At 42.6% G+C, this 24329-nt stretch carries 24 protein-coding genes; 5 read left to right on the top strand and 19 right to left on the bottom strand.

Translation table 11 applies throughout. The annotated features are described in order from the left end of the window. Nucleotides 1-148 precede the first annotated feature (148 nt). On the bottom strand, nucleotides 149-715 hold the full coding sequence (locus RIN70_RS00395; RefSeq protein ID WP_313790597.1) for a nucleotidyltransferase family protein: 567 nt from the start codon (nucleotides 713-715) through the stop codon (nucleotides 149-151). Nucleotides 716-721: 6 nt separating this feature from the next. Next, on the bottom strand, nucleotides 722-1720 hold the full coding sequence (gene ruvB / locus RIN70_RS00390; RefSeq protein ID WP_021154208.1) for a Holliday junction branch migration DNA helicase RuvB: 999 nt from the start codon (nucleotides 1718-1720) through the stop codon (nucleotides 722-724). 227 nt (nucleotides 1721-1947) lie between these two features. On the opposite strand from ruvB, the gene RIN70_RS00385 reads away from it, so the two are divergent. The 3 genes from RIN70_RS00385 to RIN70_RS00375 all read left to right on the top strand — a co-directional run bounded on the left by RIN70_RS00385 (nucleotide 1948) and on the right by RIN70_RS00375 (nucleotide 5110). Continuing rightward, nucleotides 1948-2670 carry a hypothetical protein gene (locus RIN70_RS00385; protein WP_313790596.1) on the top strand — a complete coding sequence of 241 codons (723 nt, stop codon included), beginning with the start codon at nucleotides 1948-1950 and terminating at the stop codon, nucleotides 2668-2670. Between the two features lie 15 nt (nucleotides 2671-2685). Beyond that, nucleotides 2686-3411: a hypothetical protein gene (locus tag RIN70_RS00380; protein WP_313790595.1), complete on the top strand. Its 726-nt coding sequence runs from the start codon at nucleotides 2686-2688 to the stop codon at nucleotides 3409-3411. Nucleotides 3412-3802: 391 nt separating this feature from the next. Continuing rightward, a complete protein-coding gene (locus tag RIN70_RS00375) occupies nucleotides 3803-5110 on the top strand; it encodes a hypothetical protein (protein WP_313790594.1) in 1308 nt (435 codons plus the stop codon). Nucleotides 5111-5550: 440 nt separating this feature from the next. Here the strand turns inward: RIN70_RS00375 and RIN70_RS00370 are convergent, their stop codons facing one another. From RIN70_RS00370 to RIN70_RS00340, 7 genes are all read right to left on the bottom strand, one after another. After that, nucleotides 5551-6591 carry an aldose epimerase family protein gene (locus tag RIN70_RS00370; protein ID WP_118398187.1) on the bottom strand — a complete coding sequence of 347 codons (1041 nt, stop codon included), beginning with the start codon at nucleotides 6589-6591 and terminating at the stop codon, nucleotides 5551-5553. An 81-nt stretch (nucleotides 6592-6672) separates the two neighbouring features. Beyond that, the gene (locus tag RIN70_RS00365; RefSeq protein WP_313790593.1) at nucleotides 6673-7842 is read right to left on the bottom strand and encodes an SIS domain-containing protein; all 1170 of its coding nucleotides are present in this window, start codon (nucleotides 7840-7842) and stop codon (nucleotides 6673-6675) included. Between the two features lie 82 nt (nucleotides 7843-7924). Continuing rightward, nucleotides 7925-8329, bottom strand: a complete 405-nt coding sequence (locus RIN70_RS00360; protein WP_003002366.1) for a PTS sugar transporter subunit IIA — start codon at nucleotides 8327-8329, stop codon at nucleotides 7925-7927. Between the two features lie 11 nt (nucleotides 8330-8340). Continuing rightward, complete coding sequence (locus tag RIN70_RS00355; protein WP_023920055.1) at nucleotides 8341-9159, bottom strand: PTS system mannose/fructose/sorbose family transporter subunit IID; 819 nt, start codon at nucleotides 9157-9159, stop codon at nucleotides 8341-8343. After that, the gene (locus tag RIN70_RS00350) at nucleotides 9146-10060 is read right to left on the bottom strand and encodes a PTS mannose/fructose/sorbose/N-acetylgalactosamine transporter subunit IIC (protein ID WP_049483971.1); all 915 of its coding nucleotides are present in this window, start codon (nucleotides 10058-10060) and stop codon (nucleotides 9146-9148) included. Before RIN70_RS00350 ends, RIN70_RS00355 begins: the two co-directional genes overlap by 14 nt. Nucleotides 10061-10086: 26 nt before the next feature. Continuing rightward, nucleotides 10087-10563: a PTS sugar transporter subunit IIB gene (locus RIN70_RS00345; protein WP_003009322.1), complete on the bottom strand. Its 477-nt coding sequence runs from the start codon at nucleotides 10561-10563 to the stop codon at nucleotides 10087-10089. After that, nucleotides 10560-12347, bottom strand: coding sequence for a glycoside hydrolase family 35 protein (locus tag RIN70_RS00340; RefSeq protein WP_049483972.1), 1788 nt, complete (start codon nucleotides 12345-12347; stop codon nucleotides 10560-10562). The genes RIN70_RS00345 and RIN70_RS00340 overlap by 4 nt, the downstream gene beginning before the upstream one ends. A 132-nt stretch (nucleotides 12348-12479) precedes the next feature. Here RIN70_RS00340 and RIN70_RS00335 point away from each other — a divergent pair, with 132 nt between their 5' ends. Next, entirely contained in the window at nucleotides 12480-13196 is a 717-nt protein-coding gene (locus RIN70_RS00335; protein ID WP_070594681.1) for a GntR family transcriptional regulator, read from the top strand. Between the two features lie 334 nt (nucleotides 13197-13530). Here RIN70_RS00335 and purB read toward each other — a convergent pair whose 3' ends face one another. The 8 genes from purB to purD form a co-directional block, all read right to left on the bottom strand. After that, a complete protein-coding gene (gene purB / locus RIN70_RS00330) occupies nucleotides 13531-14829 on the bottom strand; it encodes an adenylosuccinate lyase (protein WP_313790592.1) in 1299 nt (432 codons plus the stop codon). Beyond that, nucleotides 14826-16355 carry a hypothetical protein gene (locus tag RIN70_RS00325; protein WP_221161400.1) on the bottom strand — a complete coding sequence of 510 codons (1530 nt, stop codon included), beginning with the start codon at nucleotides 16353-16355 and terminating at the stop codon, nucleotides 14826-14828. Before RIN70_RS00325 ends, purB begins: the two co-directional genes overlap by 4 nt. A gap of 124 nt (nucleotides 16356-16479) precedes the next feature. Next, on the bottom strand, nucleotides 16480-16707 hold the full coding sequence (locus RIN70_RS00320) for a phosphoribosylaminoimidazole carboxylase (RefSeq protein WP_313790591.1): 228 nt from the start codon (nucleotides 16705-16707) through the stop codon (nucleotides 16480-16482). Between the two features lie 9 nt (nucleotides 16708-16716). Beyond that, nucleotides 16717-17667: a ketopantoate reductase family protein gene (locus tag RIN70_RS00315; protein WP_313790590.1), complete on the bottom strand. Its 951-nt coding sequence runs from the start codon at nucleotides 17665-17667 to the stop codon at nucleotides 16717-16719. A gap of 97 nt (nucleotides 17668-17764) precedes the next feature. Beyond that, the gene (locus RIN70_RS00310) at nucleotides 17765-18028 is read right to left on the bottom strand and encodes a hypothetical protein (RefSeq protein ID WP_002931759.1); all 264 of its coding nucleotides are present in this window, start codon (nucleotides 18026-18028) and stop codon (nucleotides 17765-17767) included. A 1-nt stretch (nucleotide 18029) separates the two neighbouring features. After that, nucleotides 18030-19121, bottom strand: coding sequence for a 5-(carboxyamino)imidazole ribonucleotide synthase (gene purK / locus RIN70_RS00305; protein WP_313790589.1), 1092 nt, complete (start codon nucleotides 19119-19121; stop codon nucleotides 18030-18032). Continuing rightward, the gene (gene purE / locus RIN70_RS00300; protein ID WP_313790588.1) at nucleotides 19108-19599 is read right to left on the bottom strand and encodes a 5-(carboxyamino)imidazole ribonucleotide mutase; all 492 of its coding nucleotides are present in this window, start codon (nucleotides 19597-19599) and stop codon (nucleotides 19108-19110) included. Before purE ends, purK begins: the two co-directional genes overlap by 14 nt. Nucleotides 19600-19783: 184 nt before the next feature. Beyond that, complete coding sequence (gene purD / locus RIN70_RS00295; RefSeq protein WP_313790587.1) at nucleotides 19784-21046, bottom strand: phosphoribosylamine--glycine ligase; 1263 nt, start codon at nucleotides 21044-21046, stop codon at nucleotides 19784-19786. 184 nt (nucleotides 21047-21230) lie between these two features. Between purD and RIN70_RS00290 the strand changes: the two genes are divergently transcribed. Next, a complete protein-coding gene (locus tag RIN70_RS00290) occupies nucleotides 21231-22244 on the top strand; it encodes a GBS Bsp-like repeat-containing protein (RefSeq protein ID WP_313790586.1) in 1014 nt (337 codons plus the stop codon). A gap of 51 nt (nucleotides 22245-22295) precedes the next feature. On the opposite strand, the gene purH is transcribed toward RIN70_RS00290, so the two are convergent. After that, complete coding sequence (purH, locus tag RIN70_RS00285; RefSeq protein ID WP_313790585.1) at nucleotides 22296-23843, bottom strand: bifunctional phosphoribosylaminoimidazolecarboxamide formyltransferase/IMP cyclohydrolase; 1548 nt, start codon at nucleotides 23841-23843, stop codon at nucleotides 22296-22298. 1 nt (nucleotide 23844) lies between these two features. After that, a complete protein-coding gene (locus RIN70_RS00280) occupies nucleotides 23845-24309 on the bottom strand; it encodes a GNAT family N-acetyltransferase (protein ID WP_313790584.1) in 465 nt (154 codons plus the stop codon). Between the last annotated feature and the right edge of the window lie 20 nt (nucleotides 24310-24329).

Here is a 24329-nt window from a genome sequence, read left to right as displayed (position 1 = left end):
CTGCCCAACCTAGCTGAGCTCTTGGCTTTCCACTATGGAAAACCAGCATACTATTACCATTATAACAAAAATGTGACAGAAAGATGACAAAGTGCCTCCATCATTTTAAAGAAAAATCAGATTCCTTTTTCAAATCTGATCTGTTTCTCTATTTTGGAAAACGAACCTCTAATGGAGGCCATTTACTCTGCCAATCCTTCTTTTTCATCCGCTCTGTATAAACCGCTAAACGCTCGGGGCTGGCTAAAAAATGTGGAGTCGGCTGAACGATGAAGTCTTCGATATCCTTTGTCCCATAAGGGAGAAAGAGCTCTAGCTGACCCTCTTTCCTTAAGCGAACCGCAAGAGCCGTACACTGCTCGGGGTATTTGGAAACCGCATCACAGGCACTATGATATGGAGCCGTCCCCGGGCTATGCTGGTGCATGTAGACTTGATTTTTCACTTCCCAAGCGTACTGGGGATAGGTCTTCTTTAATTCCTGCTCGATCTGGAGAGTCTCCTCATAGCTGATCTCAGGGTCATAAAAGACCAGATCCATATCGGTCGTCGCATCAAACCCTGGTTTTCCAGAGAGCTGGTTCCAGATGAAATTTCGCACCGCGCCCGCTGCTAACCAGGCATCTGCCAAGTCGAGATCTCGAATAATGGCCAAGACAGTCATCATCTCCGGATCCGCTTGGATCTGTTCTACTATCACTTCTTCCGTCAGCATCTTCTTTTAGTCTCCATTGTAGGGATATCCCAGGTGTTCATAGGCCTTGCGGGTCGCCACGCGCCCTGTTCGGGTCCGCATGATAAAGCCTTTTTGAATCAAGTAAGGCTCATACATGTCCTCAACAGTCTCTCGCTCTTCAGCAATATTGACCGATAGAGTCCCAAGCCCGACCGGGCCACCGCCGTACATTTCAATCATGGTACGCAGGATCTTTTGATCGACATAGTCCAGTCCTTCATGGTCCACATCTAGCATAGAGAGAGCCTTGTCGGTAATGGTATCGTCAATCAAGCCGTCGCCCATAATCTGGGCAAAATCGCGCACCCGTTTGAGCAACCGGTTAGCAATCCGAGGGGTCCCACGACTACGAAGAGAAAGCTCTTCGGCAGCTTCGTGGGTAATTTCCATCTCAAAGATTTCGGCGGTCCGCTCGACAATCTCTGTCAAATCATCTTGCTCATAGTATTCCATGTGCCCCGTAATTCCAAAGCGAGCACGCAAGGGATTGGACAGCATACCAGCTCGCGTTGTCGCCCCAATCAAAGTGAAAGGAGGAAGGTCCAGATGGACACTCCGGCTGCTCTCCCCAGCGCCAATCATAATGTCGATGTAAAAATCTTCCATGGCGCTGTAAAGCACTTCTTCGACTGACATAGGAAGACGGTGGATCTCATCGATAAAGAGGACATCCCCCGGTTCTAGATCATTGAGGATAGCTACCAAGTCACCGGCCTTTTCAATGACAGGACCAGAAGTCTGCTTGAGATTGACGCCCAGTTCATTAGCGATGACAAAGGCCATGGTGGTTTTCCCAAGCCCCGGAGGGCCAAAAAGAAGGACATGATCCAGCGCCTCATCCCGAAGCTTAGCCGCCTCAATAAAGATTTTCAGCTGGTCCTTGACCTTATCTTGACCGATATATTCATGTAAATATTGCGGGCGCAACGTCCGTTCAACGGCCTCTTCATCGCCCATGATTTCATTGTCTAAAATTCTACTCATACAGTCTATTATAGCAAAAAATGATACCTTCGGTACCATAAATAGAATGTGTTTTTTAAAGATCCTGGTTCTCACTAGCGTTCGTTAGAATAAGTTGAATGGTTGCCCTCATCGCCAACCTTTCTTTTTATTATACAGTCCCTTCTTCTTCTATCGCTCACCATTTCACTTTATAATTATTTCCTTTAATGATAAAATTAAAGCAACAACGTTTAGGAGGTAAATTTATGTTTACTAAAACAAAGAAGATCCTTTTCGGTTTCTTGGCATTCTTTGCAGTGCTCCTTATTGCAGGATGTCAGTCTTCTCCATCGCAGTCTTCTAAAACAAATAAGTCTTCTCAAACAGATAAATCTCCTCAAACAATCAAAGCACCACAAGATCTTACAAAGGATCAACAAGGAACTTGGAAATGGACTGACCAACAAATGACCATTCAAAAAGTATTCCTAGCTTCTAATATCAAAAAACTTGCCGCTGTACTAATGCTTGATGACTTCGATAAGGTTAAGATGACGATGACCATTAAAGATAAAACCGTTGAATTGAAGTACCATTTTGATTACAGAAAACTGTATGAGGATCAAGCATTTGCAACAGGAGAGAACAAAGCGAATTATGAATCGTATTTAAAAAATAAAACTGCTGAATTTAAGAATTATATTCCAAATTTGAAACATACAAAGATTACTCTTGACGAACCTAATTATGCCTATGATTACTCTCTAACTGGAGAAATCGATACACAGAAACATACTATTACGTTCCCTGAAACACCTACATTTTTAAGTAGAATTGTTATGGGAACCACGTATAATTCACTTGTACCCATTACTTATACTTACACCGTTGAAGGTAAGCAAATAACACTTTATGCTGAAGGGAAAGATGAACAAAGTCATTTTAGAGTAATGCGTCTTCGTTTCAACTACGTAGGAGACAATCATTAGAAGGAGTGATCAATCATGAACAATATGAAAAAAAGTTCCCTATGGATGTTTTCCCTTCTTGCTCTTCTATTTGTATCAGGATGTGGGCAAAAACAACAGAAACAACAGCAACAACAAACAACAGCTGAGACTACAACAGTTGCAGAAACTACCACAGTAGCACCGACCCCAGTCTCACTCGAAGGAGACTGGAAAGCTGTAGATTTTAGAGATACAGTGGAACGTACTTTCTTAATTTATTATGGTGATGCTAATAGTCGATTAAAGGTTACTGAAGCCTTCCAAGATATCGTTCCGACTCTAAAAATCACAGGAACAGATGTAACTTATTCTTATAGTGCTGATATGAATAAGTATATTGATTTTTATGCTGAACAGAATAAAGATGAATATCCTACAAAAGAAGAAGCTACTGCCATCCTTCTAGGCGTAAGAGAAAAGAAATTTGGAAGTTTTAAACATCAAACTGGAACGTTTGATAACAATACAAAAGTGTTAACTGCAACGTTAAATGATGGGGTTTTAAACGAGAATGCAAAAACGATCGTATTCCCTGAAGTTCCAAACATCTTTGGAGTTCTACCTCTTTATATTAATTCTACAGACGTACCAATTACTTATCACTACGAATTGAATGGTGACATCCTTACAATTTACGCTGAAAAAACATTCGAAGAAACAGGAGCACATCTCGTTTATCCAATGAAATTCAAGAAAGTTTCAGATCCTAAAACTAATTAAATAGCTCACTGAGAGTGGGACAGAAATCGGTAATTCGTTAGAATTCGATTTCGTCGTCCCACCTCCGCACAGTTGAGTAGGGCTGTAAAAGCTGATGAAATCAGCGTAGTAGAGCCCACTCAACCACTGCGTCTTGCTCGACAATCCAAAAATAATTGAGAGGCTAGGACTTTTGTCCCAGCCTCTTTTCTGTGCAAAAAAATAATTTAGGAAACCTTGAGAATCTCATCTATTGGGTACTCTGCTACATACAATTTTTCCGTTTCTTATGTTGAATAATCGGTCAAGTTACAAAACAAAATTGCGATTCGTTTGAAAGCCCTTGCAAAACAATTGTGTTGAACGTATAATATAAGCGTAATACAATCATCTATTTTAAGGAGGTCTAACGATGATTAGACGTTATAAAAAATTATTTTTAGCATTCGTTGCTCTGCTCTCAGTCTTCCTACTAGCTTCTTGTTCTCAAAAACAAAGTGGCTCTAAAAATGCTGCTAAAACAGAAACAGCAAAAGTCGAAACGATTGATGGCGAATGGGAATTAGTCGATACTCTCGATGCTTTAACGGAATCCATCGGTGCCTATACCCTCCATGGAATCCACTTTGCACACTTGCTTGAATCTGTTAAAGACTTCAAAATGGACATGAAGATTGAAAACAATACGGCAACGATTAAATACGACTATAACATTGATAACTTTATTAAAGCTTTCTACACTGTCACAACAGAAGCTAGAGGCAAGACTGAAGAAGAATTCAAAAAAATCATGTATGACTCTCATGAAGGATTTGCAGGCGACTTTAAGAAATACAAAGTCAGCATGAATAAAGATACTGGCGTGTTTAGCTACGAAGCAACGGGTTCTATTGATCAAGGTGCCAAAACAATGACCTTTGATGAAGGACTTTCAGTAGCAAACTCATTCTTCTTCTCATTCGGTGAAAATCGCGTTTCGCCAAACACATATCACTACAAATTAAAAGACGACATGCTTTATGTCACGATTGACGGAAAAGCGAAGAAAAATAATCTTCCAGTTCACTATGAACTACACTTCAAACGTAAAGGAAGCACTACTCAAAAAGACCCTGTTCCAATTGAAGGAAAATGGCAAGCCATCGACTTCCGACCAGCTCTTGAACGTAGCTTAGCCTTTAAAGATTTTGACAATGATGATTCGGCTATCAAGCTGATCTATCCTGAGGCATGGAAAGATTTAAAACCAACGTTGAACATTACAGATACATCTGTTGAATTCGACTATACTGTATCTCTAGCAGATGGTTTTGGAAGGTTCTACGATTACTTAAAACAAAAAGATGCATCTAAAGTGACTCAAACGAAAGACGAATATATTAAAGATCAATTTACCAAATTATCAGTCAATCTACAGGATGGCGCTAAGGACTTGCCCAATACAACTTATGAATTTGATAAAGGTAATGCTAAAATTCATTCTGTCTTGAAGAACGGTAAATTAGATACAGCAAACCAAACGATTATCTTCCCAGAAGCTATCAATATTGTGCAACTTGCAACCATGTCCATTGGACCTGTCGCTAAAGAAACTACGTATAAATACTCTATTGATGGAGATATTTTAACGTTGACGATTGAGCAACGCGATGGACGGAATAATCTAAATACGATTATTTCAGCAAAATTCAAAAAAGTGTCTGATGCAACGAGCAAGTAGTCATTCCACTGCTCCTTGAGATTTTCTCAAGGAGCTTTTTTCTGTGCAAAAAAATAAAGAGCTTACGCTCTATTAAAATACTTCGGTACCTTTGGTTCGGTTGAACTCTCTGAGTTCACCTCATTAATTTTTTAAAGATCGTAGTTCTCACTTGCGTTCGAACTGCGTCAATGTACCTAAGCTCGTCTACGTCCCTATCAGACTTGACTCACTAAGGTACATAGAAAAAAGCCACCGGTTTTGGTGGCTCTTATAGGGAGATTATTATGAAAAAGTTTTAGGAGTTTTATCATTCAAAGTTAGGAGGTCTTTGATGATGCTATTAGTATACGATAGGAAGCTTAAAATTTCCTTATAGTTTTTCTAAAAAATTTTTTCTAGAAAAAGAGGATGTCCCAAGCAAGATTTTCACATCCTTGTTTGGGTCACCCCTTTCCTCCTTATTTCTTAGCGATGGCATGGTAGCTAGTCTTGCTGGTGAAGACTTGACCTGCTCTCAAGATGACCTTTTCAGCCTGGTCACTGTGAATGGCATCTGGCACTGTTTGGAATTCTAGAGCCAAGCCATTGTGCTGAACCATTGGTTGGCCTTGCAGATGAACAGTTTCGTCTACGAAATTGGCTGAATATACCACCAAGGCTGGGGCTTCTGACCTGAAGGTCAAAAAACGTCCAGATGGCTGATGGTAAAGAAAGCCGGCATTTTCATGCCCTTCTGGAAGAGCAAATGGATGGTCTAATCCTTCTACCAGACGGATTTGCGGATCAGAGTCCTTAAAAAGATCCTCCAAGAGCATAGCTTGGTAGAGATGCTGGACAACCGGACTTTCTCTATCCACGGTCTGAAGAGGAACACCGTCTGGATGGATAGGGTAAAGCCCTTGATGGTTGATCTGAAAGACATGGTCATTGATCGGCTGGGTGAAGTTCCCAGATAGGTTGAAATAGCTGTGGTTAGTCGGGTTGACCAAGGTATCTTGATCCGTTTCTACCCGATAAGCAATCTCGAGTTCACCATCTTCAGTCAAACCATAGGTTACCCAGATCTTGAGATTTCCAGGGAAACCACCGGTTCCATCTGCACGTTCTGTGTATAGGGTAATTTCCTGATCCGTTACCGACTCCACGCTAAACAAAGCGCTGTCCCAACCCGTCGGTCCACTGTGGTTGCAGTTGGCACCGTTATTGGCCTCCAAGTGATAGGTCTCTCCATTGAGTTCAAAGCTAGCTCCTGCAATCCGACCTGCTACCGGTCCAATACTAGCCCCATATTTAGGGCTATTGCCCACATAGTCCTCAAAGCGATCAAAGCCTAGAATAATATTCGTAAACTGGTCTTCTTTATCCGGTGTCACATATTCTAAGATCGTCGCCCCATAGGTCATGACAGATAATTGGTAGCCCTTGTCATTTTCGAGGCGATAAGCCCGAACCTCTTGATTTTGCCATTCCCCAAACACGCTTTCTTGATACTGTTTCACTAACCTTCTCCTCTCACTGTTTTTCTCCATTGTATCAGTTTCACAAGAAGAAACACTCCACTTTTTATAGAAAATTAGTGGCTATTCTTTATGAAATGGATGAATGATCACCCCTTGAACAACCCGATTGACGGTACCAGTCGGTGAAGGTGTGTCTGGGCGATTTTGCACCTTGAGCGAAGTCAAAAGAGAAATCAATTGACCATAGATAATGTAAGGGAAGGCACGGTAGATATCTAATGAGTCTGCTGATGCTTCCACCAACACTTCCCGTACATGCTCGATCCCTGCAGCTTGATCAGCCAAGAGAACGACCTGACGGGCAATTTGATCTCCTGCAACTTCGCGAACCAAGTCCAGATCATACTGACGGGTATAAGAATCAATGGAGCCAAATACCAGGACCAGAGTCTGGTCATTGATGAGGGATTTCGGACCGTGACGGAATCCGACAGGACTTTCATACATGGTTGCAATTTTTCCTGCTGTTAATTCCAAAATCTTGAGCTGGGCTTCATGGGCTAGGCCAAAGAAAGGTCCTGCTCCCAGATAGATCACGCGCTCAAAGTCTAGATCGACCACTTCCTTGACCGCACGGTCCTTCTCCAAGATTTGCTCAGATAGATGAACCAGCTCTTCTACTCGTTTTTCCTTGATCTCTTCCTCGCTTGGATCAAAGACCAAGAGAGCTGTCAAGAGCATGGAGGTGAAGCTGGATGTCATGGCAAAGCCGGCATCATTGGTTTCTTTAGGTTGGAGAAGCAAGAGATTGCGCTCATCCCCGTGGGCTTGCTGGGCCAGTTTTCCTTCTTCGGCACAGGTAATAGTGATCTGATAGAGTTCATCAACCAGATCTTGGGCCAACTGCACGGTGGCGACACTTTCTGGCGAATTACCACTCCGGGCAAAGGATACTAAAACCGTCGGAACCTCTTTTTTCAAATAGGTTTGAGGATGAGCTACGATATCCGTCGTCGCAATGGATTGGAAATTCCAGTGGCGTTCATCATGCACTTCCTGCAAGTAAGGAACCAAGGTATCCCCCACATAGGCTGAGGTCCCTGCCCCTGTCAAGATGACCTTGATATAGTCATGCTCTTGTCCAATCTTTTCTAAGAAAGCTTTTATTTCCGCTTTTCTTTCTTGGTACAAGCGAGCCGTTTCTTTCCAAACCCTTGGTTGTTGGTAAATCTCACGTGTTGTGATCTCTGCTCCTAGCTCCTGCAAGTCTTCTTTTGTATAGTCTAACATAGAAACTGTTGTTCCTTTCTACAATCTAACATTGATAAATGGGAAAGGAGCCTGAGATGATACTCCCAGACTCCCTACCAACCTACTCATCTTCATCATCATCAAGGTTTGACAAGAGGTCATTGACCTTGACAATACTTTCTTTTGCACGTTCAGGGTAGTCCCCTTCATTACCAGTCAGGCTACTATTGATGAATTCGATGACCATCGGAAGATTCATCCCTGCGTATAAGTCAATCGCACGTCCTTCAAGGATCAAGCGACTCACAGTGTTGCAAGGAGTTCCTCCCAAGAGATCGGCAAATACAATATAGTCTTCTAGACCTTGGACTGTTGCTTCAAATTTAGCGGTAAAGTCTTCTGGCCCTTCTTCTGGTAAGAGTGCAACCGTATGGATGGATTCTTGTGGCCCCATAATCATCTCTGTGCTCGCTTTGAGCTCTTCACAAAAGCGACCATGGCTGACCAATACTAACTCTTTTGCCATACCTTACTCCATTATGCCATTCCAAAGAAGAAGTGGCCAAATGCTGAGAATGCGATTGCTGCAAGGATGATGAGCAAGATAGCTTTTGTAGAGTTCATACCCTTACGTCCAAGCAACCAGTAGATTACACCTGTGATGATAGCTGGTACCAAACGTGGGAAGATAAGGTTGAGCATATCTTGAATTTCAATCGCTTTGTCCCCAATGTGTGGAGTCCAAGAAACTTCAACACCAATCATGCTGGCAATCAAGGCACCAACCATGAAGATACCCAGAACGGCAGCTGCGTCGATCAAAGCTGTCAAGGTACTTTGCATATTGTTGATGAGGTTAACCCCTTCTTTATAGGCAAATTCCAACTGTTTCCAACGGAAAATGTCATAAGCAACTGCCACAGCGATCCACAAGAAGATACCGGCTGGGTTTCCTGCAATAGCCAAAGTTGCTGCGATTGAACCCATAATAGCTGGTACCAATGATCCAAAGATTGAGTCCCCAAGAGGAGCGAATGGTCCCATGAGACCTGTCTTGATCCCGTTCACCGCATCTTTTGATTTGACACCATCTTTTTCTTCCAAAGCAAGGTCAAAACCAGTGATAATGGTGTGGAAGAATGGTGAAGTATTGAAGAATTGCGTATGCAATTTCATCATTTCTTTCAATTCTGGAGTGCCATCACCATACATTTTACGCAACTGAGGTAAAAGCATATAAAGGTAACCAGAAGCCTGCATCCGTTCGTAGTTCCAACCCAATTGGAAGGTGAAGAGGCTACGTTTGTTGATTTGTTTAAAATCTTCTTTTGTTAGTTTGTAATTAGAATTCGTCATCTTCAATTTCCCCGCTTTCTACATTGCTTGCTGGAGCAGCTACGACTGTACGTTGACTGTTTTTGAAGTGTTGTACTGCAAGGAAGATACCGATAATGGCAATACCAATCATAGATACACTCTTGAAGTTGTTAACAAAAGTAATAGCTTGTTCTTTTGGAAGTTTAGCGAACACATCAGAACCAACAATGCTAGACACTGCAGCACCAAGGCTTTGAACATTGCTATAAAGCACTGTCAACATTGCTGTTAAGCCAAAGCCAAGTGCTAAGTAGTGAAGGTTACGACGAACAGGAAGGTAACGAAGCAAGATCGCAAATCCAAGACCTGGAAGCATTTGACCTGCAAGTTTCAGACCGTTTGCCAACCATTGTACATTAGCAAGACCTGTAACAACAGTTTCTACGAAAGAACCACCAAAGGCAAGCGCGAAGAAGACTGGAAGGGCACGAGAAAGAGCCCAAGGAACAGCACCAAGAAGGTAGTTGCGTTCAATTCCTTTATAGTCGTAACGTTCGATCGCAGCATCTACACGGTGAGCGAAGTAAGTTGTAGTCATACGACCAAGAATATCAAAGTAGGTCAACAAAGTTGCTACCGGCACAGCGATTGTAGCAATAGCAATCTCTGGATCAATCCCTTTTGCTACTGAGAAGGCAGTCGCAAGAACGGCACCAGATGTTGCGTCAATACGAGAAGCTCCACCGAAAGTACCTACACCGAGCACTGTCAATTGAAGAGAAGCTCCGATAAATAGACCTGTCTTTAAATCCCCCATGACAAGTCCTGTAATGAAACCAGCAAAGACTGGTGATCCTGCTGATGAAACAATCGTCAACTCATCACAGATTTGATAAGCTGAGTACAAAGTAAGTAGTAAAATTTGCCACCATTGTATCATGACAATTTCCTCCTAAAAATTTTCTTTTACTTTAATAACTTCATAAAGTCTTCTGCAGTGTCGTTTGGCACCATCTGAGACGTAATCTTTACACCTTTTTCGTGGATCTTGTTGAAGTCTTCCACGTCCGCGTCCACCACATTGATCGAGCGGGTAATCGCACGTGTCTCATCAGATTGAGACATATTGCCGACATTCAGCGTTTCAAGCTGAACGCCTGCTTCGATCAAACGAAGGAAACGATCAGGTTTGCGAGCTACGATAAAGAGTCGTTGGCTATCATATTTTCCAGCCAAGATATTTTCCGCAGCCTTTGCGACTGGCAAGATACTGAGCTTAACACCAGGTGGTGTCGCTAGTTTCAAGCCACTTTTTTCAATATCATTTTGAGCGACTTCATCATCGATCACCATGATACGTGAAACATTTAGTTTGGTAGTCCAAAGATTGGCTACCTGCCCGTGGATCAAACGTCCATCGATACGGCATCCTACAATAGTCATAAGTTTTCCCCCTTTACTTCTTTGAATGTAGGTTGTTGAACAAGTTGAAGTGTCTCTTGGTAACGCCCTTCTGTCTCAAAGACGATCAGGCTATTGGCTCCTTCTTTGAGGAAACCATGAGGCACATAAAGTGAAGTGGTCGGTCCGACCTCCCAGAAGCGGCCAAGGTTGTGGCCGTTGACAAAGACGACCCCTTTCCCAAATCCTGTCATATCCAGATAAGTGTCAAGGTTGTGGTCCAGCTGAAAATCATATCGGTAAAAGGCTGGAGCACCTGCCTGCCATTCCTTTGAAAAATCGAGCTGACTGAGATCTTGTAAATCCAGTGGGTACTGCTTCCAATGAAGGTGGAAGTGCAAATCCACACAGACACCTGTGCGAATGCCCTTGTGCTGGCTATCAGCTAAGAGCTTGTGACCATAGTTGACACGGCCCATATTCTCAAGCAAGATTTTTAAATTCGTAACCGCTTTCTTTTTTCCTTTGATAAAAAGATCTTCACCGATCTCTGTTTGGTATTGTGTTGCTACATGTTGATCATCCAGGTAAATTTGTACCCGATCCCGACCATCAATGATGCGCAATTTTTCTTCTTCCGCATCCAACTCAAGGTCTGTCTCATATAGTAGATAACCTGTGGTTTGCCCCAACTCTTCCATCTTTTCAGGATAAAGGCTGGTCTCGACTTGAGCCAAATTATCCAGATTCCCAAAAAGACTAGTCTTGGCTGCCAATTGCAAGGTTTGTTCTGGCAAACACTCTTTGATGAGTGGTTCTTGCTGTGGGTATTCCGGATAATAGGTCGCCATCATTTTTTGAATAGCATAATACTTCTCCGTCGGATTGCCCTGCTCATTGAGCAAAGCCCCATAGTCATAGGACGTCACCTGTGGCAAGTCTAGCGTTCCCCGAGCTGAGCAACCATTCATGAAGCCGAAATTGGTTCCGCCATGAAACATATAGAGGTTGATGGAACCAAGCTCCAAGACCTCATGGACAGCTTCTGCCAACTCCTCTGGGTCCCTTTGAATCACGGGTTCCTTCCAGCGGGTAAACCAGCCATCCCAGAATTCCATACACATCAAGGGCCATTTCTTGCCGTATTCGTCAAAGAATTCTTTCATCTGACCAAAGTTATAGGCTGCTTTGGAACCGAAGTTTCCTGTCACGAAGAGGTCTTCTTCGATCAAGGTTCCTGCTCTTAGCGTTGCTCGCCATGGACCATCTGATGTAAAGAGAGGACAGGTCACGCCTTTTCCCTTCATCAAATCCCGAATGGCACGAAGATAATCCTTATCTTCTCCATAAGAGCCGTACTCATTTTCCACCTGCATCATAAGGATTGGACCACCCCGATCCACTTGGTAGGGTGTCAACAACCCAAGCAAGCGATCATAATAACGATCCACCGCTTCGATAAAGGCTGGGTCTGATGAGCGGATTCGCAGGTCTTCTTCTAAGAGCCAAGCTGGCAATCCACCAAATTCCCACTCTGCACAGATAAAGGGCGACGGCCTTACAATCATGTAAAGTCCTAGGGACTGGGCTGTTTGAATGAAACGCTCTAGATCCAATCGGCCACTAAAGTCAAACTGCCCTTTGCGGGGTTCATGCGCATTCCAAGGAACATAGGTCTCAACCGTGTTAAAACCCAAAGCTTTTAGATTATACAAGGAATGATACCAGTCTGCTGGGTCAATACGGAAATAATGGATTGCTCCGGATAAAATCTTAAAGGGTTGACCTTTTAAATAGAAAGCATCGCGAATCTCAAAAACTCCCATAAACGCCCCCCTTTCTTATATGTAACCCTTTTCATTTATTAATATAATAAATTATTTGAAAAATGTCAACACTTTTATAAAAAATATGTTAAAATAGGGTTAAATAAGAGAAATCTAAAGAGAGGTAGCACTATGGCAATTCCAAAGTACCAACACATCAAAGATGATTTGAAGCAGCAAATTATCTCAGGAAAATTTGAAAATGGAGATAAATTTTATACGGAAGCTGAACTCATCAAAATTTATGATGTCAGCTCTATCACCGTTGTCCGTGCTTTGAACGACCTCGCCGCCGATGGCTACATTGTCCGTCAGCAAGGAAAGGGAACCTTTGTTTCTCGTGCTCGAAAACACAAACTGGTAGAATTTTCAGATGTTGAAACCTTCCCAATCCAAAAGGCCAAAGTCAAAGTTCTCTCTATTAAACGTGGAAATACCTTGAGCATCCTAGACAAACTAGGCCTCAACCCAACGCAGTTCTACTATAAGATCGAACGGACTCGCCAGACAGGGGATGATACCTATATCTTCCACCAAACCTATATTCCTGAACAATACATCAATCCAAACTATCCAAATTTGGAATACTACAGCTCTATCTATGATCGCTTCAAAGAAGACTATCACATTCATATGAATGATGAGCACTTCGAAGAAGTCAACGAAATCGTCTTTCCTACACCAAGCAAGGTTGCTAAAGTATTGAAGATCGACGAAAATTTCCCAACGGTCAAACAAGTGAAGACGACCAAGCTAGAAGCGACTGGCCAAATCCTTGAATACACGGAAACCTATAAACGCGGTGACTACTACAAGATCAAGTTCATCTCCTGTGACCGCGATCACTAAGAACCAAAAAGACTGAGACATCTCGGTCTTTTTTATAGCTCCAGTATAGCATGTTGAAAACGATTTCTAAAGACCTCTTTAAAAATATATATAATTAGTGATAGTTTAGCTATAAAAAGTTTAAAAAGGGAGTGGGAAAGAACTCCGACTAGTTAAAAAGAGTTCGTCTTCCCCACCCCCGCACAGTTGATTAGGTCATCTTTGGAGCTTCATAAGCGAACAAAGATACCAATCAACCACTGCGTCTTGCAGTTAGTCTTATCAAACATCAAAGGCTGGACAGTTTTTGCCCAGCCTCTTTCGTCTATTTTTCAAATTCCCTTTTTCGTTGCGATTAGTCACCCAAACCGATGCGTTCGAAGATTTCATCCACTCGTTTGGTGTAGTAAGTTGGGTTGAAGATTTCATCGATTTCTTCTTGAGTCAAACGTGATGTTACCTCTGGATCTGCTTCAAGAAGTGGTTTGAAGTCTACTTGATTATCCCATGATTGGGCCGTCTTCGGTTGAACAAGGTCATAAGCTTGCTCACGCGTCATACCTTTTTCAATCAAGGTCAACATGGCACGTTGGCTAAAGATAAGACCAAACGTAGAGTTCATGTTGCGGATCATGTTTTCTGGGAAGACCGTCAAGTTCTTGACGATGTTGCCAAAACGGTTGAGCATATAGTCAATCAAGATGGTCGTATCTGGCGTGATGATACGCTCAGCTGACGAGTGAGAGATATCACGTTCGTGCCAAAGGGCTACGTTTTCATAAGCTGTTACCATGTGACCACGGATAACACGCGCAAGACCTGTCATGTTTTCAGAACCGATAGGATTGCGTTTGTGAGGCATTGCTGAAGACCCTTTTTGACCTTTAGCAAAGAACTCTTCCACTTCGCGTTGTTCTGATTTTTGCAAACCACGAATTTCAGTCGCCATACGCTCGATAGAAGTCGCGATACTAGCAAGAACTGCAAAGTACTCAGCGTGAAGGTCACGAGGAAGCACCTGTGTAGAGATTTCTTGAGCACGGATACCAAGCTTGTCGCAGACATATTGCTCTACGAATGGTGGGATGTTGGCAAAGTTACCAACCGCACCAGAAATCTTACCAGCTTCCACACCAGCAGCCGCATGTTCGAAACGCTCGATGTTCCGTTTCATTTCGCTGTACCAAGTGGCCAATTTCAAACCAAAAGTTGTCGGCTCAGCGTGCACACCGTGGGTACGACCCATCATGATGGTGAACTTGTGCTCCTTGGCCTTGTCAGCGATGATGTTGAGGAAGTTTTCAAGGTCACGACGGATGATATCGTTGGCTTGTTTGTAGAGGTAACCATAGGCCGTATCTACCACGTCAGTAGATGTCAAACCATAGTGAACCCACTTGCGCTCTTCGCCAAGCGTTTCAGAAACCGCACGTGTGAAGGCCACCACATCATGACGAGTTTGCTGCTCGATTTCCAAGATACGGTCGATGTCAAAGTCTGCCTTCTCGCGAATCAAAGCCACATCTTCCTTAGGGATTTCTCCCAACTCAGCCCATGCCTCGTCAGCCAAGATTTCCACCTCAAGCCAAGCACGGTATTTATTTTCTTCACTCCAAATGTTCGCCATTTCTGGGCGAGAGTAACGTTCGATCATTGTTGTTTCTCCTTATGCAAGTTATTGATATAAAGATTATAACTTTGTAATGAATTAATGAAGTTCTCAAAATTATTTTTATATTTCTGATCTTGTAAAAATTTTGTTAACGGTTCCGCACCAAATCCAATTAAATAATCTATAAAATCACTATATTGGTCTCCAGTAAACTTAGAACGTATTTTTTCTAACATTTCTTTAAATTTAGTTATACATAAAGAATAATTCAATTTCTGGTTAATTTCTATTTCAAAAAATGATAATAAAGCCAGTTCTGCTTCTTCTTTTGTAAATTTATTAATTAAATCCAAATAGTATGGTTGAGCATTCCAAGCCTCTCCAAAACCATTTGTTAGAAAACAATTTACAAGCGTAGTTACATACTTAAACTTTACTTCCTTTGGAATCCCAACTCCAATATTAGAAGTAACTAAAATTAATTGTTGGACGACAACTGGCTCACTATAGAAATTCCCGCCTGATTTATGTGCATTCTGTAATTCTTCTAATATACTATCTATTTCTGCCGCCCTAAAAACATCTGGTATATAAGCCTTGCCTTTTACAACTTCTAAAAACGCTTCTGCTCTCTCAGACTCCTGTGTTGTTCCATTAATTTTTATCTGAGCGTAATTTAAACCTATTTTTGTTTTTACAGACTCATCAACTACTGTCCATAATGTAGGCGCTAATTCATGTATATTTTCCATCGTATCTTGCGACACTATATCATCAGTATATATCCCAAAAAAACCTTGAATCAGACCATTAGCTTTATCTCTAGGTAAATCTGTCATAATCTGTCTTCTAGTATTTAATTCAGTTGCATCTAATCTTCTACTCTTAATATCTCGTAATAGTGTACTAATCTGTAAACTAAAACTAGAAACTTTCATGTTAAATACTATCTTAAAGCATTGATTTAAATAGCTTATTAAAGTTGGTCCGTCTAAAATAACTCTAGTTGGATGAGCGGCACTACTCCAGTTTCTCATATAATTTATATGTAACAACTGTTGATACTCTGTAGCATTAATAAAGTCCATTTGCTTAATACCTTGTAATAGCTCACTCTCTGATACTTTAGTAATATCAGATTCATTTTTATAATTTTTTCTAAGTTTTGCATCTGAATAAACTAAATCATAAAAATAAACTATATCATACTCAATAACTTTTTGCCTTAAAACTTCTACTGTGGCATTCCACAAATAATTTAATGCTGCATCAAATAATCCATCAGCGCATGCATGAACAAAACGAGATAAATATAGCTGATTTTGAGGTTTTTCTTCTAAAGCGCCGAATACAAATAGTAAATTTGAATAAACATATTCGCGTTCACGTACTTCGGTCACAACATCCGTAGTCGGTAAATTTAAATAGTTTAAAACATTATTAACTTGTATATCTAAATTGGTCATTGTTTCATTGATTTTTGAAACATCCTCATTGAAATCTTTTTTTATTAAACTATAATCCATTTTTTTACTCAAAAACTCCAGTTCTTTTTTCAACACTATCATATAATCTAGCTTACATTTGCATTCCGCCTCTACTTTATATATGTAGTCTATATATTGATTCTATTCTATATTTTATGATGATATTCTTTTGATATTTCACATCAGTTAGCAACTGACAATCACTTTATTCAAATTCTTCTTTCCCAATCCACACAGATGGGTAGTGATCTAGTGTATTCAAATCCGTATCCAGCGGGGCATCATAGATAGCCAAATAGTTATCAGGATATTGTGCAACTAGCTCTTCATACTTCGCTTTCACTTTTTCGTGATCGCTACTAGCATACAAGACTTCGACGACTGCTCCCGTTTTTTCTTTTTCAACAAATGCGTTGACAATGAGTTGAATCATAAAAACCTCCTAAATCGAAATGCCCTTCATATTTGCTTCCAGAATAGGCATCTTCACACCTAACTCCTGACCAGTCTGATAAACACTTTGACAGCAATAGAAGATGTCCTGTTTATCATTGTGCAAAGTCATGATTTTTCGGGTCAGCTCATTTTTCGCAAACATGACTTTCATGGCTTTTCCTGCAATCCAAGCGGGAATTTTGTAAGGTAAGAGTTCAGCTTTATAAAGCTTCAAATTTACACCACATGCTTCTACGACTTTCAAAGCCTCTCGAATGGCCTTGATGGCCAATGACAATTCTGAAGAACTATTCATCAAGTTCAGAGCCAGCTGTTCTGGATTTTCCAAATTTCCCGAGCGAGCAGCTGTCGAAGTAACACCCGCATTAATCGCCATGTGAATCCAAATCCACTCGACCATATCATGAGGAACTTCCCACTTCAAATCTGCAGAAGTCAGTAAAGTCGTCAAATCAGCATAGTTAGAAATGTGTGCTTTTTGCTCAACTTCTAGCATTAAATGGTCAAACAAGACGCCATCTAAATGGTTCTCCTGCATATGACCACCCGCTGTCGGAAAAGCCAGAATATAGTCGTAATCTCCTGCCCACTCTTGGACCTCTTTTCGAGTATTCCAGAAATTGCAGAAGAAAACGAGAGTGCCTTTGATATTATTTTTTCGCAAGGTTTCCACAGCTTCTTTGACAAACCCATGACGCACACTCAGAAAAATAAAATCATATTCCGAATCAGCTTCTGCCACACGAACCTCATAGGTATCGTGTTTGTTTTCACCTTTGGAATAATAGCGACCATCTAGCAGATCAACCGACAACTCCTTGGGAGCATTGTTTTTCTTACTATCTCTCAGTACGTGTTCCACTTGATGACCTGCTTTTTGAAAAGCATAGGCATAAGTAGTCCCGATGACTCCAAGTCCTAGAATCGCTATTTTCACTTAAAAATCAATTCCTTTCCAACAGTAGTCATCTGCTTCTCTCGTTTAACAAAAGCGTTGACAATAATTTGAATCATAAACTGGTCTCCATTTAGCTTTAAAGATTATCATTTTCTGAGTCTTCATGTATAGAAAATTCAAATGAAATTCTCTCAGGATGTCTAGGCAGGCCGTAACTACTCAGATAATCCTTAACTTCCTTCACGGAACAAGAATATTCTAAGACTAGCTGATTGCCAGCTCTTTCTAAAATATGAATCCCCTCTCTATCCGCAATCTCTGGAACAATCAAATCGTCCGTATAAGTCAGTGTTACGGTCGTTATTTCATCATCTAGCAATTCATCAAATTCTTCTGTCATTTTAAAAATCAATCCCTCTCCCAAACTCAACCACACTATCTGGCACATCGCTAAACAAAGTCACATGTCCCATTTTGCGGTTGTGCTTTGCTTCTAGTTTACCATATAAGTGGAGGTGAGCGCTTGGATTTTCTGTCACATATGTTTCAGCAACCTCGACGTGTTGGCCGAGAACATTGAGCATGACAGCAGGTGCATGGAGGCGAATAGCAGGAAGTGGTAATCCGAGAACGCCCAAGATATGAGTATCAAACTGGGAGAAGTCACAAGCTTCAATCGAATAATGCCCTGAATTGTGTGGACGAGGCGCGATTTCGTTGACGATGATGTCATCAGCTGTCGCAAACATTTCCACGCAAAGAGTTCCAGAAAGGTTCAGTTGTTCTGCGATTCGCACTGCCATCGCTTTGGCTTTTTCAGCTAGACTTTCTGAAATGCGAGCAGGCACAATGGTTTTTGAAAGAATGTTGTTGCGGTGGATATTTTCCTGAACAGGGAAGACTGTCACGTCCTTTCCATTTCCAGACACGATGACAGAAATCTCCAAGTCGAAATTGACAAATTCTTCCAAAACGCAGTCGGCTGAATCCGCTAGTGCATAGGCTTCTTCTAAATCTTCCGCTGAACGAATAACCTTTTGACCATGGCCATCATAGCCACCTGTCGCAGTTTTGAGGACATAGTTTTTCGATAGGTCAATATCTGCCAAGTCTTTGCTAGAAGTCACGACCTTGTAAGGTGCCACAGTGACTTGGGCCTTGTTTGACAAAAAGTCCTTTTCAAAAATCCGGTTTTGGGAGATGCGAAGCAGGTCTGTCCCTTGTGGGAGCTGTCCTTCTTTGATAACGGCGTCAAAGCCATCAGCATCAACATTTTCAAATTCATAAGTGAGAATATCACAGCGATCTGCCAACTGACGAAGAGCATCCACGTCGTCGTATGGGGCCACGATGATTTTCGCCACACGAGAGGCCGGGCAATCCGCTGCAGGATCCAGCGCGATGACCTTGTGCCCCATGTAGATAGCAGAAATAGCCATCATCTGACCCAGCTGACCACCACCGATAATTCCGATTGTTTTAGATGAGCTCATTTGTCGACTCCTCTGCGATTTTTCCTTGTTCTTCTGCGAAATCCGCTAATGCTGTCGCAATAGTCTGGTCCTCTACTGAAAGGAGACGAAGGGCAAAGAGGCCAGCGTTAGTCGCACCTGCTTCACCGATAGCCATGGTCGCAACAGGTACCCCACCCGGCATCTGAACGATGGAATAAAGCGAATCCACGCCACTAAGGGCCCGTGACTTGACGGGTACCCCAATAACTGGAAGAGTTGTTTTAGCAGCAACCATCCCTGGCAAGTGAGCAGCTCCACCTGCACCCGCGATGATGACCTTGATGCCACGGCTACGTGCTTCTTCCGCATGTTTGAACATGAGGTCTGGTGTGCGGTGGGCAGAGACAACCTTCTTTTCGTAGACTACACCGAAGCGGTCTAGGACTTCTGCTGTTTTTTGCATGGTTGCCCAGTCGGATTTGGAGCCCATGATGATGGAAATAATTGGTTTAGTCATAATTTTTCCTTTTCTTCTTTTTGATAATGGTCTTAGGTGGTGGGGGACGGAAGTAAACCTTCGGTTTCATTCCTAAAATTTGAGCCTAAGGTCTCAAATTTTCCCTAGACCAGAACAGTTTCTGTTCTGGTCTTTTCACCACGGCGACCATTATCGTGTTTGGCGACTTCGCCGCTTTTAAAATTTATTTATTCGCCTTGCTTCCGATATCTGTTCGGTAAAAGAGGCCTTCTGTGTTTTGTTTGTTGAGTTCGTTGTAGATGATATTTTGACCGTCTTTGACGGTGTCTGCTGTTGTGACCAGCATGTAAACACGGCCTCCGTTTGAAAGAAGGTCTTGCCCATTTTCAGCAAATTTAGCTCCTGCATAGTAGGTGATGATGTCACCCTCTGTCTTAGCTGGAAGCTTGACACCCTTCTCATAAGCGAGTGGGTAGCCGTTTGATGCTACAACCACACCTAGTGTCACACCCTTGTCCGTCCAAGTGATGGCTGGCTCTTGGCCATCCAAAATGTCCGTGATGTTTTGTGCAAAGTCAGATGTCAAACGAGGCAAGATGATTTGCGTTTCAGGATCTCCGAAACGAGCGTTAAACTCGATAACTTTAGGTCCATCAGCTGTCAAGATAAGCCCCGCGTAAAGGACACCAAGATAGGGGCGTCCTTCTTTAATCATCCCTTCGAGAACTGGCTTGACAATGGTGTCAACCGCTGTGTCAACCACGCTCTGTGGCAAGTGAGGAACTGGCGCATAGGCACCCATCCCACCAGTGTTAGGACCTTTGTCGCCATCGTAGGCACGTTTGTGGTCCTGAGCCGTTGGCATAATGTAGAACTTGTCTCCATTGACAAAGGCAAAGAGAGAGAACTCTTCTCCATCCAGGAATTCCTCGATGAGCACACGCGCACCTGAGTCACCGAATTTATTGTCCAACAGCATCTCATGAGCAGCTTCGACAGCTTGCTCAACCGTTTCAGCAACGACGACACCTTTCCCAAGGGCCAAGCCGTCTGCCTTGACGACGATTGGAGCGCCTTTTTCTTCGATGTAGGCCTTGGCTTCCTCAAAGTCGGAAAATGTTCCATAGGCTGCTGTCGGAACATCATATTTGACCATGATTTCCTTAGCAAAATCCTTAGACCACTCCAGCTCAGCCGCAGCTTTGGTCGGGCCAAATGCTTTGAGACCAGCTGCATTGAAATCATCCACGATCCCAGCCGCAAGGGCATCATCTGGTCCAATGAAGGTCCAAGCAATATCGTTGACTTTTGCAAAATCAATCAGCTTAGAATGTTCGGAAATTCCGATATTGATCAAATCTAGACCATCTAATCGCATTCCGTCATTACCTGGAGCCACAAAAACCTGTTCAACGTCTTTAGACTCCAACAATTTCTTAGCAATCGCATGCTCACGACCGCCAGATCCAACAACCAAAAGTTTCATCTCGAACCTCTTTTGCGAATTATTTTATTAAATTATACCACATACGTTCGTTTTGTTCTAATGTTTCAAGGATTATCCTATGATTTTCGTTAGAAAACAAACTTTTTTCATTATTTTTAAAATTTCTGCTCCTTTTTACGAATATTATAATTGAGACCTCTAATATTTTAAAAAAAGGAGTTTTATGCAAGGGATTAAAAAACTACTCTTGGCAGCTTGCCTTTTCTGGGCAGGGGCTTCACAAGTTGCAAGAGCAGAGCAAAATGTCAATTACATCTACAAGGAAAAGGGACAATTAGTTGTTCACCTCGGGACCATTCCAGACCGCTTCCAAAGCGTTAGCATCCCCATTTGGTCCGAGCAAAACGGCCAAGACGACCTTATTTGGTATCCTGTTCAACAAGGAGAAAATGGATTTGATTTGCAAGTACCACTGACCAATCATTTGGATCAAGCAGGACTTTATCACATCCATGTCTACGGCATCCATTCTAACGGAAACCTTGAAGGACTATTTCCACTACAGACAATCGTTGAGAAAAAAGACCTCGCATCTTCCCAACCTAAGATCACAGTCCGGCCTAGCGGTGCGCAGCTATTTGAGATCCAACTCCAGCTCTTTGAAGATGTGGAGGAAGTCCTCTTTCCCATCTGGTCTGAACAAGGTGGCCAAGACGACTTGATCTGGTATCCCGCAAAAAAAACGGCACCTGGTCGCTACCAATTGTCCTTCAACGCCGAGAAACATACAGGGAAAGGAACCTTTCATCTCCATGTTTACCAGAAAGACAAGGGACACTTAAAAGGCCTGCTCGCCACAGAATTTCAGGTCGAGCGGGCTAAAGCTACTCCACTGGTCACCCAACCGGATAATTACTATCCCGTTGGTGAATGTACCTGGGCAGCAAAAGAACTGGCTCCTTGGTCACAAAACTGGTGGGGAAACGGTGGCATGTGGGCTACTAGTGCTCGCGTTGCAGGCTTCCGGACAGGAAATACCCCTGAGGTCGGCGCTATCGCCTGTTGGGATAATGGAGGCTATGGCCACGTTGCAGTCGTGACGGAGGTCGAACATAACCAAAAAATCCAAGTGAAAGAAGCCAATTATAATGGAAATCGGACCATCAACAATTTCCGTGGCTGGTTTGACCCCACGAATGCTGTCTGGGGAACGGTCAGCTATATCTATCCAAATTAAAGGTCGCTTGATTAATAAAGGCACTCATCTATCGATGAGTGCCTTATTTGATTAATGTCTGAAGTGACGAACACCTGTAAAGATCATGGTTAAACCGTATTTATCAGCTGCTTCAATAGATTCTTGGTCACGGACCGAGCCTCCTGGCTGGATGATCGCTTTGATTCCTGCTTTGGCGATTTCTTCCACGTTATCTGCAAATGGGAAAAAGGCATCTGAAGCAAGAACAGCTCCGTCAAGACGGTCTTTCGCTTGATCAATGGCGATACGGACGGAAGCCACACGATTGGTTTGACCAGGGCCAACACCAAGTGTCATGTGATCGTTGGTCACGATAATCCCGTTTGATTTGACATACTTGATGGCTTTCCAAGCAAACTCAAGAGCAGTCGCTTCTATATCAGTTGGTTGGCGTTTGGTCACCACTTGCCAGTCAGCGGGACTTTCTTTCACCACATCTTGGTTTTGAACGAGAAGGCCACCAACAACACCTGTGTACTCAGCCTCTACTTCACTAGCATCTTGAGCGTCAAATGGCAAGGCAAGGATCCGCAAGTTTTTCTTTTTATTAGTCAAGATTTCAAGTGCTTCGTCTGTGTAGCTTGGCGCGATGATGATTTCAAGGAAAACACCATGCATCTTCTCAGCTGTCGCAGCATCTACCTCACGGTTGAGAACGACGATACCACCAAAGATAGACACCGGATCAGATTCATAAGCGTAGTTCCAAGCAGTCTCGATGTCATCAGCCTGACCGATTCCACATGGATTCATGTGTTTCAATGCCACAACGGTTGGACGGTCTTTAAAATCGCGAATGATACGAATCGCAGCATCCGCATCACGGATATTGTTGAAGGACAACTCTTTCCCGTTGAGCTGTTTAGCCGATGCAATAGAGTAATCCGTCGGCAAAGCTTTTTGGTAGAAATCAGCGTCTTGTTGAGGGTTTTCCCCGTAACGCATAGCTTGTTTGAGATCATAGGTCAGAGTGAGTTTTTCAGGTTTGCTTTCACCCACTTGAGCTGTGAAGTATTCCGCAATCAAGGCATCATAGGCTGCTGTGTGACGGAATACTTTTGCTGCTAAACGTTGACGAGTTTCGTAAGAGGTTTCGCCGTTTGCTGACAATTCGTCAAGAACAACAGCATAGTCAGCAGGGTCTACAACAACTGTTACGCTAGCGTGGTTTTTAGCTGCTGAACGAAGCATTGATGGACCACCGATATCGATGTTTTCAACGGCATCCGCATAAGTCACGTCTGGTTTGAGAATGGTTTCCTTGAATGGGTAAAGGTTAACCACCACAAGGTCGATGAGCTCGATCTGATTGTCCTTAGCAGCCTCTAGGTGACTATCGAGGTCGCGACGAGCAAGAAGACCACCGTGGATATTTGGATGGAGGGTCTTCACACGACCGTCCATCATTTCTGGGAAACCAGTCACATCATCGATAGCAATGGTGTCTACTCCGGCATTGTCAAGGGCAACTTTGGTACCACCTGTTGAGATGATATCCCAGCCCAGAGTTTTCAGCTCTTTCGCAAATTCTACAATGCCTGTCTTATCTGAGACACTGATTAAAGCTTTTTTCGTCATTCTATTCCTCTTTCTTTAGGTCCAAGCGCATAGCGATTTCATTATTTTCTTCTATAAATCCTGTTTCCCGAAAACCCAGACTAGTCAGCAGGTGCTTCATTTTTTCATTTCCGACTACATAATCTGCGATAATATGATTGCAACATCTATCCATCTGAGCCTCTTTGATTAGAACTTCCAAGGCTTTTCGTCCATAACCTTTTCCTTGGTACTGCTGGCCAATCATTATCCGCCAGATAAAGTATTCTGCTTCATCCTTATCTATTTCCAGCAGGAGAAAACCAACTACTTGCTCATTCCAATAGATTGCCATTGGAAACACATCCCCATTCTCTCGGTAGAGCCATGCGTCAGCTAAAGAGCGCACATTTGGAGCTACGAAACGTGCTCGTTTATCAGCATCAGATATTTTCAAATCCAGCACTACCTGAAAACTGCTCTCATCTACTAATTTCAGATTAATCATTTTTCTCCTACCAAAATTAC

This window comes from Streptococcus parasanguinis (assembly GCF_032163505.1).
Lineage (GTDB): Bacteria > Bacillota > Bacilli > Lactobacillales > Streptococcaceae > Streptococcus > Streptococcus parasanguinis_V.
This window is presented reverse-complemented; position numbering and strand designations above follow the sequence as displayed.